Below are 15,574 nucleotides of genomic sequence, written 5' to 3'. Positions count from 1 at the left end.
GGCGGCCGGGTGGCGACCGAATCACAAAGATTGTCGTCATCCCTTCATAAAGGATGGAACGGATAGCATCGCTGCAACGTCGATAAGGCTGGGCGCCCCATCGGCGTCCGATCCGTCATGCGATCTTGGAGGCCCATCGTGCCCGTCAGCCTGAGCAAAGGCGGTAACGTCTCGCTCACCAAGCAGGCCCCCGGCCTGTCCGCGGTGACCGTTGGTCTCGGCTGGGACCTCCGCACGACGACCGGGACCGATTTCGACCTCGACGCCTCCGCCATGGTCCTGGACACCTCCGGAAAGATCATTACCGACCAGCACTTCGTCTTCTTCAACAATCTGCGCACGCCGGACGGCGCGGTCGAGCACACCGGCGACAACACCACCGGCGCGGGCGAGGGCGACGACGAGCAGCTCAAGGTCAACTTCGGCGCGATGCCCGCCACGGCCGAACGGGTCGCGTTCGCCGTGTCGATCTACGACGCCGACAGCCGCGGGCAGAACTTCGGGCAGGTCCGCAACGCCTACATCCGGGTGCTGAACCAGGCTGACGGCGCGGAGATGGCGCGCTACGACCTGACCGAGGACGCGTCCATGGAGACCGCCATGGTGTTCGGTGAGCTGTACCGCAACGGGACGGAATGGAAGTTCAGGGCGGTGGGCCAGGGGTACGCGTCGGGCCTGGCCGGCATCGCTGCCGACTTCGGCGTCAACATCTGAACAGTCTGAACAGTCCGGACAGGAAGGGAGTAGCCCGCACATGGGGGTTTCACTCGCCAAGGGCGGCAACGTCTCGCTGACGAAGGCCGCGCCGAACCTCACCGCGGTCACCGTCGGCCTCGGCTGGGACGTGCGCGCCACCACCGGCGCCGACTTCGACCTGGACGCCTCGGCGCTGATGCTGGCGAGCACCGGCAAGGTCATGTCGGACCAGCACTTCGTCTTCTTCAACAACCTGCGCAGCCCGGACGGCTCGGTGGAGCACACCGGCGACAACCTGACCGGTGAGGGCGAGGGCGACGACGAGTCGATCAACGTCGACCTCACGGCGGTGCCGGCCGAGTGCGAGCGCGTCGTGTTCCCGGTGTCGATCTACGACGCCGACAACCGGCAGCAGAGCTTCGGGCAGGTCCGCAACGCCTTCATCCGGATCGTCAACCGGAACGACGGCAACGAGCTCGCGCGCTTCGACCTCACCGAGGACGCCTCCACCGAGACCGCCATGGTCTTCGGCGAGCTCTACCGGCACAGCGGCGAATGGAAGTTCAGGGCCGTCGGACAGGGGTACGCCTCCGGTCTGGCGGGCATCGCGATGGACTTCGGCGTCAACGTCGGCTGACCGCCGGCGCCCCCGCATCCCGGCCGCTCCGCCCGGCCGCCCTCTAGCAGAAATACGCGCATGATTCTTCGCACCTTCGGGTGGTCCTTCGGCGTCACGGTCGTCGGCCTGCTCATCGCCCTGCTCTACGACGGGGCGACCGGGCTCGCCCTGGTCGCCGTGCTGGCCGTCCTCGAGGTCTCGCTGTCGTTCGACAACGCCGTGGTGAACGCCAAGGTGCTCGACAGGATGAGCGCCTTCTGGCAGAAGATCTTCCTCACCGTCGGCATCGCGATCGCGGTGTTCGGCATGCGGCTGGTCTTCCCCCTGCTGATCGTGGGGATCACGGCCAAGCTGAGCCCGGTCGAGGCGTTCGACCTCGCCCTCAACGACTCGCACCGCTACCACGAGCTGATGAACGACGCCTACCCGATGATCGCGGCGTTCGGCGGCATGTTCCTGATGATGCTGTTCCTGGACTTCGTGTTCGAGGAGCGCGCCGACAAGTGGCTGCCGTGGCTGGAGCGGCCGCTCGCCCGCATCGGCAAGCTGGACCAGCTGTCGGTCGTGGTGGCGGGCGGCTCGCTGGCGCTCGTGGCGTGGCTGTCGGCCTCCGACCCGGGCAGCGTCATGATCGCGGGCGTGCTCGGGATGGTGACCTACATCCTGGTCAACGGGCTCGGCGAGCTGTTCTCCGAGGCGAGCGAGGACGACGAGGAAGGCGAAGAGGGCGAAGAGGAAGGCGCGGAGGCCGGGAAGGGCGGCGGGCGGTCCGGGCCGAGCTCCCTGGCCCTCGCCACGGGCAAGGCGGGATTCTTCCTCTTCCTGTACCTGGAGGTGCTGGACGCCTCGTTCAGCTTCGACGGCGTCATCGGCGCCTTCGCGATCAGCACCGACCCGATCGTCATCGCGCTGGGCCTCGGCATCGGCGCCATGTACATCCGGTCGCTGACGGTGTTCCTGGTCCGCAAGGGCACCCTGCACGAGTACGTCTACCTGGAGCACGGCGCACACTGGGCGATCGGCGCCCTGGCGGTCTGCATGCTGGTGAGCATCGGCCACCACGTTCCCGAGTGGATCACCGGCGGGCTCGGCGCCGGGCTGATCATCGCCGCGTTCGTCAGCTCCGTCGTCCGCAACCGCAACCAGGACGGGGACTCTCCCGACTCGGCGGCGGGCGGCGGGCGGCCGCTGCACTCCAGCCAGGTCTGACCGGCGTAACCGCGACCCCGCGACACACATCGATCACTGGAGGAGCCGACGATGTCCATTTCGTTGCAGAAGGGGCAGAAGGTCTCGCTGGCCAAGCCGGGCGGTGGCACCCTGACCAGGGTCAAGATGGGCCTCGGCTGGGACGCCGTCGCCAAGAAGGGGCTGTTCGGCAAGGGCAAGCCCCAGTCCATCGACCTGGACGCCTCGTGCCTGCTGTTCGACGCGTCCGGCAACCTCGCCGACCAGGTGTGGTTCCGGCAGCTGCGCAGCAAGGACGGCTCCGTCCAGCACACCGGCGACAACCTGACCGGCGAGGGCGAGGGCGACGACGAGGTCATCAACGTCGACCTGCAGAGCGTCCCCTCGGGCGTCGCCCAGCTGGTGTTCACGGTCAACTCCTTCACCGGCCAGGACTTCTCCCAGATCGCCAACGCGTTCTGCCGGCTGGTGGACGAGAGCACCGGCCAGGAGATCGCGCGCTACGAGCTGACCGGCGCCGGGCAGCACAACGCGCAGATCATGGCCAAGGTGTCGCGGGACGGGCAGGGCTGGTCGATGACGGCGATCGGGGCGACCGCGACCGGCCGCACGTTCCAGCACCTGCTCCCGGCCGTGGCGACGCACCTGTGATCCGGCGCGGCCCGTCCGCCCGGGGGCGACCCCCCGCGCTCCCCGTCGAGAGCACCGTCTGACGAGGGGTAAATGCGGCATTTCGACCATATCGACGCCGCGCGTCGCAAGCACCTGTTCTACCGGCATCCGCGCCCGTTCGGCCGGCACGACGATCGGGACGTGCTGGCGGTCGCGCTCGGCGCGACGCTGTACTGCCCGGCCACGCGCCCGGCCCTCGCCGCCGACATCGAGCGCGCGGCGAGGCGGGGCGTGATGAGCATGGTGGTGTGCCTGGAGGACGCGATCGCCGACGACGAGGTCGAGGCCGGGGAGGCCAACCTCGTGGCGCATCTGCGGACGCTGCACGCCCGCTCCGGGGTGCGCGGCGCGGAGGTCCCGCTGCTGTTCGTCCGCGTCCGCGACCCCGGGCAGATCGGTGACCTGGCCGGCCGGCTCGGCGACGCGGCGGAGCTCCTCACCGGGTTCGTGCTGCCGAAGTTCACGGCGTCCGGCGGTGGAGCGTTCCTGGACGCGCTGGAGGACGCGGCCGACCGCTCCGGGCTCCGGCTGCTGGCGATGCCGGTGATCGAGAGCCCGGAAGCCGTGTACGCCGAGACGCGCGCGGAGATGCTGCACGACGTGGCGCGGCTCCTCGCCAAGCACCGGTCGCGGATCCTCGCCGTCCGGCTGGGGGCGACCGACATGTCCGCCGCGTACGGGCTGCGGCGCCCGCCCGACCTGACGATCTACGACATCCGGCCCGTCGCGGGCGTGATCTGCGACGTGGTCAACATCCTCGGCCGCGCCGACGGCACCGGCCACGTGGTGACCGGGCCCGTGTGGGAGTACTTCTCGCAGGGGGAGCGGATGTTCAAGCCGCAGCTGCGGCAGTCGCCGTTCGAGCGGCAGAGCGCCGCGCCGCTGCGGCAGCGGCTCATCACCGCCGACCTGGACGGGCTGATCCGCGAAGTGCACCTGGACAAGGCGAACGGGCTCACCGGCAAGACCGTCATCCATCCCAGCCATGTGGCGGCCGTCCACGCCCTGTCGGTGGTGACGCACGAGGAGTACAGCGACGCGGCCGACATCCTGGGCGTCGCCGGGGGCGGTGCGATGGCCAGCTCGTACGCCAACAAGATGAACGAGGCCAAGCCGCACCGCGCGTGGGCGCAGCGGCTGATGCTGCGCGCCCGGGTGTTCGGGGTGGCGGCGGAGGGCGTCACGTTCGTCGAGCTCCTGGAAGCGGCGGACAGCCGGTGACCGGTTCCTGGGTGGGGGCGCGGCTGGGCGTTCGCCTCGTTGACGGCGCGAGGCCTGCCGGCGCAGGGCTCTCGTCGCTCGTGGGGCTCGCCGTGCGCCGCAATCCGAAGCGCGCGCATCTGCTGGTGTCCGCGGTGCTGGGCAAGCACGTGCCGACCGACCCGCGCCTGGTCTACGGGTCGGGTCTGCTGCTGGGCGGGCTGGTGCGCGCGCGCCTGCGGGGTGACGAGCCGTCCCGTCCCGGTTCGCTTCTCTTGGACGGGCTGCGGGGCGAGCCGGACGCCGCCCCCGCACTGCGTGACTTCATGCGCGTTCCCCAGAACCCCGTGGACGCGATCGTGCTGGGTTACGCCGAGACCGCGACGGCCTTGGGGCATTCGGTGGCGGATGCTCTCGGCGGTGCGTACTACCTGCACTCCACGCGGCGTCCGGTTGAGGGGTTCGCCACCTACGGCGGATTCGAGGAGGAGCACAGCCACGCCACGAGCCATCTGCTGCTGCCCGCCGACACCGCGCCGCTCGACCGCGACGTACCGGTGGTCCTGGTGGACGACGAGCTCTCCACCGGCCGGACGGTGCTGAACACCATCGAAGCCCTGCATGCCGTTCGTCCCAGGAGCCACTACGTGCTGGCGGCCCTGGTCGACTTGCGTGCCCCTGCCGACCGGGCCCGAATGGACGATCTCGCCGTCCGGCTGGGGACCCGCATAGACGCGGTGGCTCTGGCCGGGGGACGGGTCGAGCTTCCAGAAGGCATCCTTGAGGCGGGCAGGGCGCTCGTGGCCGGGATCTCGTCCCCGCACTTCACTCCCCAGGGGGAACCGGCGTTCGCGGTGTCCCGGGTCGAGCTGGACTGGCCGGCTGCCGTACCGGACGGCGGGCGCCACGGATTCCTGCCTGAGCACCGGACGCGGCTGGAGAAGGAACTGGCCCGGATGGGCGACGTCCTCGCGGCGAGTCTCGGAGAGGACGCCTCCCGCGTCCTCGTGCTCGGGTTCGAGGAGCTGATGTACGCGCCGTTGCGCCTCGCCGAGGCCCTCGCCGACGCCCGGCCGGACGTGGACGTCCGCTACTCCACGACGACGCGGTCCCCCGTGCTGGCCGTGGACGACCCCGGTTACGCCATCAGAACCCGCCTGGTGTTCCCGTCCCATGACGACCCCGCCGACGGGCCGGGGGAGCGGTACGCCTACAACGTCGCCCCCGGGGCAGGTCAACGCCGCTTCGACAGGATCGTGTTCGTGGTGGACGACGTCGGCGACACCGCGGCGCTCGCCAACGGCCTGCTGGAACGGCTCCGCGCGCTCGCCCCCGTGACGGTCGCCGCCGTCCCGTCCCCCAGGAGGGCATCGTGAAGCCGCTGTACGGGCCTGCCTTCGGCAGCTACCCGGCGGAGGACGTCGCCTGGCTGCTCAAGGACCTCTCGCATGCGCGGCTCGAAGCGCCCACGGAGGAACGCGAGGCGGCGATCCAGTCGGGACGGGCGCACTACGCCGAGTCGCTCCCGGTCGAGTACCAGCCGGGTCCGGAGTACCGGCGGCTGTTCCACGACGCGCTGGAGGCGTCCGCCGAGCGGCTCGCCTACGCGACCGGGCTGGTCACCGAGATGATCCTCGCCGAGCGCGGCCCGGACGCCGTCCTGGTGTCGCTGGCGCGGGCCGGAACGCCCGTCGGCATCCTGATGCGCCGCTGGGCACGGTACGCGCATGGCCTCGACGTCCCCCACTACGCGGTCAGCATCGTCCGCGGCCGGGGCATCGACACGGCCGCGCTGCGGTATCTCGCCGAGCACCATGACCCGGCGTCGGTGATGTTCGTGGACGGCTGGACGGGCAAGGGCGCCATCACCAGGGAACTGACCGCCGCCCTGGCGGAACACCCGTTCCCGTCCGATCTCGCCGTGCTGGCGGACCCGGGGCGGTGCACGTCCCTGTACGGCACCCGGGACGACTTCCTGATCCCGTCCGCCTGCCTCAACTCGACCGTGTCGGGCCTGGTGAGCCGGACGGTCCTGAACGACTCACTCATCGGGCCAGGCGACTTCCACGGCGCGAAGTTCTACGCCGACCTGGCCCCGGACGACGTCTCGGACGTCTTCCTCGACGCGGTCTGCGCGCGTTTCGCACACGTGGCCGAACGCGTCGCGAAGGACCTGCCGGAGCTCCGCGCCGCCGACCGCGCGCCCGACTGGTCGGGATGGGAGGCCGTCCGGCGCATGGCCGGGGCGGAGGGCGTCGACGACCTGAACCTCGTCAAACCGGGGATCGGAGAAACGACGCGTGTGCTGCTGCGGCGCGTCCCGTGGAAGGTGCTCGTGCGGGCCGACGCCGGTCCGGAAGTGACCCACATCAGGCTTCTCGCCCGCGAACGCGGCGTGCCCGTCCACGAGGTCGAGCCCGGCCGCTTCCCCTACGCGTGCATGGGGTTCATCCATCCCCGGTTCGGCGAGGGGGCCGCGCAGTGACCGTCCTGGTGTGCTCCGACCTCGACCGCACGCTCATCTACTCGACCGCGGCCTTCGCCCTGGAAGGCCCGGACGAGACCATGCCGCGCCTCCTGTGCGTGGAGTTCTACCAGGGGGCGCCGCTCTCGTACATGACCGAAGCGTCCGCGCGGACACTGGAGGCACTCGCGACGGCTTCCACGTTCGTCCCTGCGACGACGCGCACTCCCGAGCAGTACCGGCGCGTCCACCTCCTGGAGAAGCCGCCCCCGTACGCCGTCTGCGCGAACGGCGGCCACATCCTCGTCGACGGCGACGAGGACCCGGACTGGGCGGCGGCCGTCCGTGGCCGGATCGCCGACGGATGCGCCCCGCTCGCCGACGTCCAGCAGCACCTCACCCGCAACGGCGGCGACTTCGTCCTCAAGCGGCGCACCGCCTCCGACCTGTTCGCCTACACGGTGGTGGACCGGGCCGCGCTGCCGTCCGGCTGGGTCGAGGACCTCACCGGGTGGTGCGCGGAACGCGGCTGGCGGACGTCCCTCCAGGGCCGCAAGGTCTACTGCCTGCCCGCCGGCCTGACCAAGGCCGCCGCCGCCCGGGAGGTCGCCCGCCGCGCCGGCGCGTCCACCATGATCGCCGCCGGGGACGCGCTCCTGGACGCCGAACTGCTGGAGGCCGCCGACCTGTCCATCCGCCCCGCCCACGGGGAACTGCACGACACCGGCTGGACGGCACCGGCCACCGCCGTCACCGCCGCGCGGGGCGTCGCGGCCGGCGAGGAGATCGCGCACTGGCTCCTGGCCCGGGCCGCGGCACCGCAAATATTCACAGACCGATCTCCCGGTCGGTAGACAACCGTCGCCGCCCGAGGGGTCGCCGTGACGGCGATCTGAGGCGACAATCAAGGATGCATCCTTCTCTCGCTCAGGAGGAGGTCACCTGGACCACATGAGCTCCCGTCTCACCGGCGACGAGACCGCGCTGTGGAAGGCCGCGGCCCGGGCCCTCGACGCGAACTGGACGGGCAACGCCACCGCCGCCTCGCCCGGCCTCTACCCGCACCAGTGGAGCTGGGACTCGGCCTTCATCAGCATGGGCCTGGCCCGCCACCGCCGCGACCGCGCCGAGGCCGAGCTGATCTCCCTGTTCCGCGGCCAGTGGGCGGACGGGATGCTGCCCCACATCGTGTTCAACACGCGCCTCGACCGGCACGCCTTCTTCCCCGGCCCCGAACTCTGGCGCAGCGACCGGCAGCCGGACGCCCCGCGCGGCGTGCACACCTCCGCCCTCACCCAGCCGCCGCTGCACGCCCTCAGCGCCCTGCGCCTGCACGAGTGCGCCGTCGACGGGGAGAGCAGCCGGGCGTTCCTCGCCCGCCTGTACCCGATGCTGACCGCCCAGCACCACTACCTGGCCGACTGCCGCGACCTGGACTCCAGCGGCCTCATCGCCATCTGCCACCCGTGGGAGTCGGGCCTCGACAACAGCCCCGCCTGGGACCGCCCGCTCGGCGCCCTCCCGCTTCCCCCGTCCTCCTACGCACCCGGCCTGCGTCCCCACAGCCTGCCGACCGGCGAGGACTACGACCGCTACGTGCGACTCGTCGCGCTCATGCGGGAGGCCGCCTACAGGCCCGGCTACCTACGCGACGCGCACCCGTTCGCGGTCGAGGACCCCCTCGTCAACGCCGTCTACCTCGCCTCCACGCACGCCCTCGCCGCCATCGCCGAGATCATCGGCGCCGACCCCGTCCCGCACCGCGAACGCGCCCAGCGCGTCCACGAGGCCGTGCTCGCCCGCCTCTGGGACGCCGAGACCGGCTGCTTCCGTGCCCGCGACCTGCGCGACGACCGCCTGCTGCCCGTCATCACCGCCGGCTCTTTCGGTCCGCTCCTCGACCCCGAACTGCCGGCCCCGATCGTCCGCAACCTCGTCGACCTGCTGCTGTCGGCCCGCTTCGCCGGCGCCGCCGGCTACCCCGTCCCGACCTGCGACATCCAGGCGCCCGCCTTCGACCGCGCCGGCTACTGGCGCGGCCCCACCTGGATCAGCACCAACTGGCTCGTCTGGTACGGCGCCCTCACCCACGACCTGCCCGTCGTCGCCGACCTGCTCTACGGCTCCACCATGCGGCTCGTCCGCCAGTCCGGCTTCCGCGAGTTCTTCGACCCGTTCGACGGCACCGGCCGCGGCAGCCACGACTACGCCTGGTCGGCGGCCCTCGTCCTCGATCTTCTCGGGGCCCGCCGCGCCTCCCAGGCGGCCTGATCGCCTACCGTGGGGGCATGCGCCTGAACCGGGGTCCCCTGCCCGCAGCGGTCCGCGCCGAACTCGCGCTGGAACGCGGCGAACGCGTCCTCGCGGCGGCCCCCACCCGCGGCGGTTCCCACGTCACCGCCACGCTCCTCGCCCTGCACGTGCCGACCCCCTCGGGCGGCTTCACCCGCATCCCCTGGGAACGCGTCGACCACGCCACCTGGAAGGACGGCTGGCTACACGTCAAGGAGACCTCCGGCGGCGCCGAGCACCACGTCCGGCTCACCGACCCCGGCTCGGTGCCCGAGACCGTCCGGGAACGCGTCACCGCCACCATCGCCGTCACCCACCACGCCACCCTCCCCGGAGGCGGGAAGGTGCGCATCGCCGGCCGGCGCCCCGCAGCCGGCGGCGATGTGCGCTGGACGTTCGTCTTCGACGCCGGGCTCGACCCGTCCGACCCGGGCCTGCGGGCCCAGGCCGAACAGGTCCTCGAAGACCTGCGCCGTCAGACCGGCCTCTAGCCGGGGTAGACGGGCGGCTGCTCCTCCTCCTTGCGGCCCCCCGTCACCTGCTCGGGCACCCGGTCCTTCAGGTGCCCCGCCTTGTCCCGCGCGGCCCCGGCGAACGTCTCACCCTTCGACCGGATCTTCCCGGCGGCCTCCTGCACGTTCGGGTTCTCCGACACCTGCTTGGAGAGCTGCTTGATCTGCTCGTACCGCTCACGCCCGGCCTTCGTCCCGAAGACGTAGCCGACCGCGGCGCCTGCCATGAACATCGTGCGAGCCTTCATGTCCAACTCCTACTGACGGCGGAATCGTGACACCCCCTATACCCGCCCTCGCCGCCTCAATCCCCGCGCATGCGCGAACAGCCCCGGACATGCGCTAACCTAGACGCGCCGCCAGGGGCCAACGAACCCCGGTGGACGCACGATCCCGCGTAGCTCAATCGGCAGAGCAGCCGGCTGTTAACCGGCAGGTTATTGGTTCGAGTCCAATCGCGGGAGCTTCCTTGCCTCAGCGATACCCCAGATCAGAGCCTCTGTCCGTGGACGGACAGAGGCTCTAACCCTCTCTGAGTGACCAACTGCGTGACTATGGCTCCCCGTGGCTCCCCGGGAAGAGTTGATCCATGGCGGTCGCGCCGTCCTCGATCACCGGCCGAATCTGGTGCCGGTAGATCGTCTCCGTGACGTTGGTCCCGCTGTGGCCCACCAGCCGGGCGATCTGCTCCAGCGGCATCCCGCTGTCGGACAGCAGGGAGACGAAGCTGTGACGCAGCTCCCTCGGCGTCCACTGGGCGCCCTTGAGGTCGGCCCGGTCGGCCACCCTACGGAACGCCCGTAGGACGTTCATGGGGCCGCGCTTGTCTCCGTTCTCGTCAGGGAACACCAAGCCGGCACCCTTGCCCGTCGCGCGGGCCGCGGCCTGGTTGTCCCAGAGGGCGGCGAGGGCCACCACGCAGCGCCGAGGAAGTTTCAGCGTGCGCCGGGACTTCAAGGTCTTCGTGTCGCCGCCCTTGCGGACGGAGCGCCATACGTAGACGGCGAACTCTTCGCCCTGCCATCCCGCTTCTTCCACCGACACCCATCCCTTGCGGTCTGGAACGTACGTGACGACGTGCGACCACGTGAGTTCCCGCAACTCCTCCGTGCGGGCGCCGGTGAGAAGCGACAGCACGATGTACGCCCCCATCGCTGAGCCGTCCTCAGCAGCGTTCAGAAGCGCGTCGGCTTGCTCGAACGTCAACGCCTTGGATGGGCGTCCCGGTTGCCCTGTGGGGACTTCACAGAGCAGCACAACGTTCCGCTTGACCTTGTCCCGCGCTTGTGCGCGTGCAACCGCACGCTTGAGAACGGAGCGAATTTCTCGAAGTGTCTTCGTGCTGAGTTTCTTCGACTTCTCGGCGAGCCACCGATCAACGTCATCGGCGGACAACTCGGTGAGCTTTCGCGCGCCGAGGTCGGAGATGACGTGATTCTCGGCGAGGCTGCGCCGATTCTTGACTGTGTTCGCGTCACGGTTGCTGAGCCCGTACTTGAGCCAGTCTTCGACGGCCTGAGCGACGGTGTAGCTCCCGTCTTCCGCCGGCAGGCCGTCTTCGTGCTCGCGCATCTTCCGCTTGAGCTTCGCTAGCGCGCCGGTCTTGGTCCTGTCGCTGGCCTTACGGACGATGCGCTTACCGGCTGGGGTGTAGCCGATGGTGACCTCTGCGATCCACCGTTGCCGGTCTTCGCTCCAATAGAGGCCACCGTCACCGCGACCTCGCCGCTTTCCCTGCGATGGCCGCTTCATCTGGGCCTTGTGGTCCTCTGGCGAGTCGATCGTTTCTTCGCTCATTGCTTAGGCCGCCTTCGCCTCGCGCTCCAAAAGCGCGATGTACTCGGCGATTGCGCGAGCGGTCACGAGTCGGACGCCGCCCTCCTTGACGGTGCGGAGACGCCCCGACCGGATGAGTTCGTAAACCTTGGCGCGGCTCTGCGAGAGGAGGCGCGCCACTTCCGGGATCCTGTACAACGGCTTGTCGAGAATCTGCTCAGTGCTGGTCACCATGAGCGCCTTTCAGGGCGGGTGCGAACGGTTGGTCGTGCGGTGGCCGGCGGCGGGCTTGGTGGCTTGTGCGCCGGGCCGGTGCGCGGCAGGGCGAGAGGTAGCCGTACCAGCCGTACCAGCCTCGTTTTTGCTGGTCAGATGTGGTACGGCTTGGCGGGTGGTACGGCTTGAGCCGTACCAGGGGGCGGGCGTTGGTACGGCTTGAGCCGTACCAGTCGGGCAAGCCTCATTGGGTCTGACCTGCGGTGTTGAGGCTGGTACGGCTGGTACGGCCTGCCCCCGGCAAGGGCAGGACGGTGACCGTTCGCGAGTCGCTGGACGGAGTGTGGTCGGCGGCGCAGTAGCGGCCCCACGCGTCGATGAAGTCGGTGCGGCGGTAGCCCTTGGCCTGTCCGGTCTGGAATCGGATGGTGTCGGACCGGATCTCGTATTCGCGCAGGATGGTGCCGAGCTTCATCGCGGTCAGCCCGTTGGGCCCGTAGTCGGGCCACGGCGATTCGGGGTCGGCCTTGAGCCGGTCGAGGAGAACGGCGGTGGGCAGCGCGGGATCAGTGCCGAATGCGGTCCGGCAGTCGGTGAGCAGGCGGAGGCGGGTGGACATCTGGCCGTTGTCTTCGGCGTCGGTGGTGAGGGCCAGGACGGCGGCGCGGGCGCGGTCGGGCCAGTGGGCGCCAGCGTGGTCGGCGACGGCCACCAGGGGCTCCCAGGTGTCGGCGGCGCGGTCTTCCACGGGCATGGGCGGTTCGGCCGATTCCAGGGTGGTCAGGTCGGCGCGCAGCCATGCGGCGAGGTCGGCGGCGAGCTGGCGGAGCGCGGGCCGGTCGCGGCGGTGCCGGAACGGGGCGACGGTTTCGCCGGGGCCGCGGCGCCGCATCCGGATGACGACGGCGCGGTCTTCGATGGTGTCGGGCATGGCGCCGATTCCGGCGAGCGCGGCCATAGCGAATGTCGGGATGGACTCCACGCGGCCGGTGTTGGCGTCGTAGCGCTTGGCGGGGCGGTTGCGCTGGTGTCCGGCGTTCAGCAGCCCGCGCAGATCCTCGTTGCCCTCGGCCTTGGGGCCAAAGATGGTGTCGGCCTCGTCGACGAGCAGGGTGGGCGGGTCGTCGGTGATGGACCGGTAGACCGCGGCCGGGGAGGAGTTGACGGTGATGAACGGGCCGTGGCACGTCGCCTCGACCACGTCGAGCAGGCGGGACTTTCCGCATCGCTTCTCGGGCGCGCGGATGACGAGGCGGGGGGCGTGGGGCCAGGCGGGTTGGGCGTGGGTGGCGGCGATCCAGAGCGTAACGGCGTCGGCGGCCTGCGGGGTCGGCAGGATCACATAGCGGGTGAGCGCGGCGCGTAGGGCGTCCAGCAGTGCGGCGCCGTCGATCGCCGTCGATCGGTCGTCGGGCAGGTTGGTCATGCGGGGTTCCCCCTGGTGATGGTGCGCGGGTTGCGGGCGCCAGCGGCGAGCGCGGAGCGGATGGTGGCGCGTGCTTCGGTCGGAGTGACGTCGGCGCGGGTGGGGCCGAAGTGGACGGCGGCGGCCTCGAACAGCACGGTCGCGGCGGTCTCGGGGTCGAGGGCGCCGGCGCCGGTGAGGCGTCCGAGGTTGTAGGCGGCTTTGTTCAGGGCGTGGTTGCGTCCGCCGGTCACGGCGTCGGCGACCCGGGCCGCTTCCCCCTTGAGTGCCGCTTGGACGTAGGCGGGCAAGTCCGCCACCGTCCCGGCCACAGACGAGGCACTCAAGAGGGGAGCGGGGAGCGGGGCGGACGTCAGGAGCCGGGCCAGCCATTGCGGTAGCTCGGCGGGCGGCGCGTCGTTGGTGACTTGGTAGGGGCCGGTTCCGTCGGGCAGGTCGACGTAGCTGCCCGGGGCCACGACGTAGCCGCCGCACGCGCGGGTGTCGATGAGCCATCCAAGGCCCGTGGTGTGCCGCCCGGAGGTGTTGCGCAACTCGGTGCCAGGCGGGGCGGTGAAGTACAGATGTGTCCCGCCGCGGCGGGTGGTCACGGTGAAGGTGTCGAGCGGAAACGGTGCGCCGTGCCGGTCAGCTAGGACGGCGAGTACGTCGGCGCCCTCGTTGACGCCCGGCATTGCCCACTGGGGCGGCGGGGTCTCGCCGGGCTTGGGCATGTCGAGGTCCACCACCAACAGCCCGGACGGGCCGCACGCGATGCCGACGTTGAACGGTCCGGCCTTCCAGCACCGGCGGATCCGGTCGGCGTCGAGGGTGGCGCGGTCCTCCCACTTGCGGTGGCCGCCGACGCACAGCCCGGCCCGGGGGCATCGCGCTTCGCTGTGCAGCGCGGGTTGCTTGTCGCGGCGGCGCAGCGGGAACACGTGCCAGCCGCGCGACGCGCACGCCAGCGCCGCGGCGGCCATGCCCTCGGCTTCGCCTGGGACGGCTTTGGTCGTCATGCCGCCCTCCCCTCGTTGGATGTGCGGTCGATGGCCAGGCGGCCGAACAGGGCGGCCAGGGCGGCGGCGCCCTGCCGCGGGGCGACGCCGTTGCCCAGCAGGGTGAGTTGCTGGTTACGGGACAGGCCGGGGACGGCGGTGACCCATCCGTCCGGAAGGCCCATGAGCCACTCGACGAAGGTCGGCGTCAGGCGAGGCTGGCCGTTCAGTCCAGGCTCAGTCGGAGCTGGTGCGGGCCGTCCGAGGAGTTGCTCCCATCGATGGACGGCAGCGGCGTAGGGTCCCCACTCCAGAACACGTCCAGCAGTGTCCGGCTCGTGGTGGTGGTCGTCGGCTTCGGGTCTCGGCGGTTGGCCGTGGCGCAGCGGGACCAGTGCACGGCGGTCGGGGTCGGCAGCAGCGTCACGGCCGTCCGTAGGTCCAGGCCCCCGCTCCCGTGGCGGCCGGCGCCGTTGGTGTCGGAGGTCCGGGGCGTCGGCAGCAGCGTCCCAGGCGAGGACGATGAGGCGGCGACGGTGGTGGGGAGCGCCGACGTCTGACGCGCTCGCAATGCACCACTCCGCATCGAACCCGAGGGCGGCAAGGTCGGCGAGGACGTCGGCGAATCCAACTCGAAGATGGCGTTCGACGTTCTCCAGCACGACGAGGCGGGGTCGTAGGACGCGAATGGCGGCGGCGACGTTGGGCCAGAGGTGCCGCTCATCGGCAGTTCCCTTCTTGAGGCCGGCGGCGCTGAACGGCTGGCACGGGTAGCCGGCGGCGAGGATGTCGACGGTCACGGCGTCCTCCCACCGCACGGCGGTGATGTCGCCGAGGTTGGGGACGCCGGGGAACCGGTGGGCCAGCACGACGGCGGCCCCGGGGGCGGGGTCGGCGACCCACACCGGGGTCACGTCGAGCACCTCGGCGACGGCCAGGTCCAGCCCGCCGTAGCCGCTGCACAGCGAACCGAGGGACAGTGCGGTCGGCGCGGTCATAGAGCCTCGCCGTCCCGCGGGTCGCGCCTGTCGCGCGGCCAGAGCGGCGCCCAGTCCGACAGGTCCTCATTGCCGGGGGTGATGATGATCCCTTCGGGGGTGAGTACGAACTCGTGGCCGTGCTGGCAGGTCCACAGGTCGCCGGGGGTGTCGGGGGCAAGCGCGGCCCAGCACGTGACCTCGGTGAGGCAGTTAGGGCAGTCGGGGCCGTCGTTGACGGGCCAGCGGGTGACGGGGATCGCCCAGTCGGCCGGGCAGGCGCGACAGCGCCAGACGTTGACCTCGGCGCCCTTGGCGAACGTGGCGGGGCCGATCCATGCCACGTCGGTGGGGCGGTGGCAGGTGGGGCAGTCGGGCGCGGCCAGCACGGGCCATTGCTGGATGGGTGGGAAGTCGGGCGGATTGTGCGTCATGATGTGGAGACCTCCATCTCGCGGAGCCTTGTTGGGGCACGTGAGCGGTTGGGGCAGGGCGGTCCGGCGGCGTGCTTGGTGGCTTGTGCGCCGGGCCGCCCGTCTTGCTGTCGGGTGGTCGGCGG

Annotated in this window: 17 protein-coding genes and 1 tRNA gene; 11 read left to right on the top strand and 7 right to left on the bottom strand. The window is 70.9% G+C overall.

Translation table 11 applies throughout. The features are described from left to right. Nucleotides 1-138 precede the first annotated feature (138 nt). The 10 genes from AB0H37_RS40225 (at nt 139) to AB0H37_RS40180 (ending at nt 9,622) form a co-directional block, all read left to right on the top strand. Nucleotides 139-714: a TerD family protein gene (locus tag AB0H37_RS40225; RefSeq protein ID WP_179833617.1), complete on the top strand. Its 576-nt coding sequence runs from the start codon at nt 139-141 to the stop codon at nt 712-714. Between the two features lie 40 nt (nt 715-754). Beyond that, complete coding sequence (locus tag AB0H37_RS40220) at nt 755-1,333, top strand: TerD family protein (RefSeq protein ID WP_179833618.1); 579 nt, start codon at nt 755-757, stop codon at nt 1,331-1,333. 60 nt (nt 1,334-1,393) lie between these two features. Further along, nucleotides 1,394-2,524, top strand: a complete 1,131-nt coding sequence (locus AB0H37_RS40215) for a DUF475 domain-containing protein (protein WP_360617871.1) — start codon at nt 1,394-1,396, stop codon at nt 2,522-2,524. A gap of 51 nt (nt 2,525-2,575) precedes the next feature. Beyond that, the gene (locus tag AB0H37_RS40210) at nt 2,576-3,154 is read left to right on the top strand and encodes a TerD family protein (RefSeq protein ID WP_179833620.1); all 579 of its coding nucleotides are present in this window, start codon (nt 2,576-2,578) and stop codon (nt 3,152-3,154) included. Between the two features lie 72 nt (nt 3,155-3,226). Then, on the top strand, nt 3,227-4,396 hold the full coding sequence (locus tag AB0H37_RS40205) for an HpcH/HpaI aldolase/citrate lyase family protein (RefSeq protein ID WP_360617870.1): 1,170 nt from the start codon (nt 3,227-3,229) through the stop codon (nt 4,394-4,396). Beyond that, on the top strand, nt 4,393-5,751 hold the full coding sequence (locus AB0H37_RS40200) for a phosphoribosyltransferase family protein (RefSeq protein WP_329093541.1): 1,359 nt from the start codon (nt 4,393-4,395) through the stop codon (nt 5,749-5,751). The genes AB0H37_RS40205 and AB0H37_RS40200 overlap by 4 nt, the downstream gene beginning before the upstream one ends. Beyond that, a complete protein-coding gene (locus AB0H37_RS40195) occupies nt 5,748-6,860 on the top strand; it encodes a cysteine protease StiP family protein (protein ID WP_360617868.1) in 1,113 nt (370 codons plus the stop codon). The genes AB0H37_RS40200 and AB0H37_RS40195 overlap by 4 nt, the downstream gene beginning before the upstream one ends. Then, the gene (locus tag AB0H37_RS40190; protein ID WP_360617867.1) at nt 6,857-7,693 is read left to right on the top strand and encodes an HAD family hydrolase; all 837 of its coding nucleotides are present in this window, start codon (nt 6,857-6,859) and stop codon (nt 7,691-7,693) included. The genes AB0H37_RS40195 and AB0H37_RS40190 overlap by 4 nt, the downstream gene beginning before the upstream one ends. Nucleotides 7,694-7,790: 97 nt before the next feature. Continuing rightward, nucleotides 7,791-9,110, top strand: a complete 1,320-nt coding sequence (locus tag AB0H37_RS40185; RefSeq protein ID WP_179833623.1) for a hypothetical protein — start codon at nt 7,791-7,793, stop codon at nt 9,108-9,110. A gap of 17 nt (nt 9,111-9,127) precedes the next feature. Beyond that, nucleotides 9,128-9,622, top strand: a complete 495-nt coding sequence (locus AB0H37_RS40180) for a hypothetical protein (RefSeq protein WP_179833624.1) — start codon at nt 9,128-9,130, stop codon at nt 9,620-9,622. On the opposite strand, the gene AB0H37_RS40175 is transcribed toward AB0H37_RS40180, so the two are convergent. Continuing rightward, nucleotides 9,619-9,891 carry a YtxH domain-containing protein gene (locus AB0H37_RS40175; RefSeq protein ID WP_179833625.1) on the bottom strand — a complete coding sequence of 91 codons (273 nt, stop codon included), beginning with the start codon at nt 9,889-9,891 and terminating at the stop codon, nt 9,619-9,621. The two genes, AB0H37_RS40180 and AB0H37_RS40175, sit on opposite strands and share 4 nt — an antisense overlap. A gap of 143 nt (nt 9,892-10,034) precedes the next feature. Here AB0H37_RS40175 and AB0H37_RS40170 point away from each other — a divergent pair. Further along, nucleotides 10,035-10,107, top strand: a tRNA-Asn gene (locus AB0H37_RS40170). An 88-nt stretch (nt 10,108-10,195) separates the two neighbouring features. Here the strand turns inward: AB0H37_RS40170 and AB0H37_RS40165 are convergent. From AB0H37_RS40165 to AB0H37_RS40140, 6 genes are all read right to left on the bottom strand, one after another. Then, a complete protein-coding gene (locus AB0H37_RS40165) occupies nt 10,196-11,440 on the bottom strand; it encodes a site-specific integrase (protein ID WP_360617866.1) in 1,245 nt (414 codons plus the stop codon). A 3-nt stretch (nt 11,441-11,443) separates the two neighbouring features. Next, a complete protein-coding gene (locus tag AB0H37_RS40160) occupies nt 11,444-11,650 on the bottom strand; it encodes a helix-turn-helix domain-containing protein (protein ID WP_360617864.1) in 207 nt (68 codons plus the stop codon). A 229-nt stretch (nt 11,651-11,879) separates the two neighbouring features. After that, nucleotides 11,880-13,061, bottom strand: a complete 1,182-nt coding sequence (locus AB0H37_RS40155) for a DUF3631 domain-containing protein (RefSeq protein ID WP_360617863.1) — start codon at nt 13,059-13,061, stop codon at nt 11,880-11,882. Further along, nucleotides 13,058-14,059 (bottom strand): bifunctional DNA primase/polymerase, encoded by a 1,002-nt coding sequence (locus AB0H37_RS40150; RefSeq protein ID WP_360617862.1) that lies wholly within the window; start codon nt 14,057-14,059, stop codon nt 13,058-13,060. Before AB0H37_RS40150 ends, AB0H37_RS40155 begins: the two co-directional genes overlap by 4 nt. Then, nucleotides 14,056-15,036 carry a DNA cytosine methyltransferase gene (locus tag AB0H37_RS40145; RefSeq protein WP_360617861.1) on the bottom strand — a complete coding sequence of 327 codons (981 nt, stop codon included), beginning with the start codon at nt 15,034-15,036 and terminating at the stop codon, nt 14,056-14,058. The genes AB0H37_RS40150 and AB0H37_RS40145 overlap by 4 nt, the downstream gene beginning before the upstream one ends. Then, entirely contained in the window at nt 15,033-15,449 is a 417-nt protein-coding gene (locus AB0H37_RS40140; RefSeq protein WP_360617859.1) for a hypothetical protein, read from the bottom strand. The genes AB0H37_RS40145 and AB0H37_RS40140 overlap by 4 nt, the downstream gene beginning before the upstream one ends. Nucleotides 15,450-15,574 lie beyond the last annotated feature (125 nt).

This window comes from Actinomadura sp. NPDC023710, from assembly GCF_040639875.1.
Classification (GTDB): domain Bacteria; phylum Actinomycetota; class Actinomycetes; order Streptosporangiales; family Streptosporangiaceae; genus Spirillospora; species Spirillospora citrea.
Note: the sequence above shows the minus strand (reverse complement) of the source record. Positions and strands in the feature narration are given on the sequence as shown.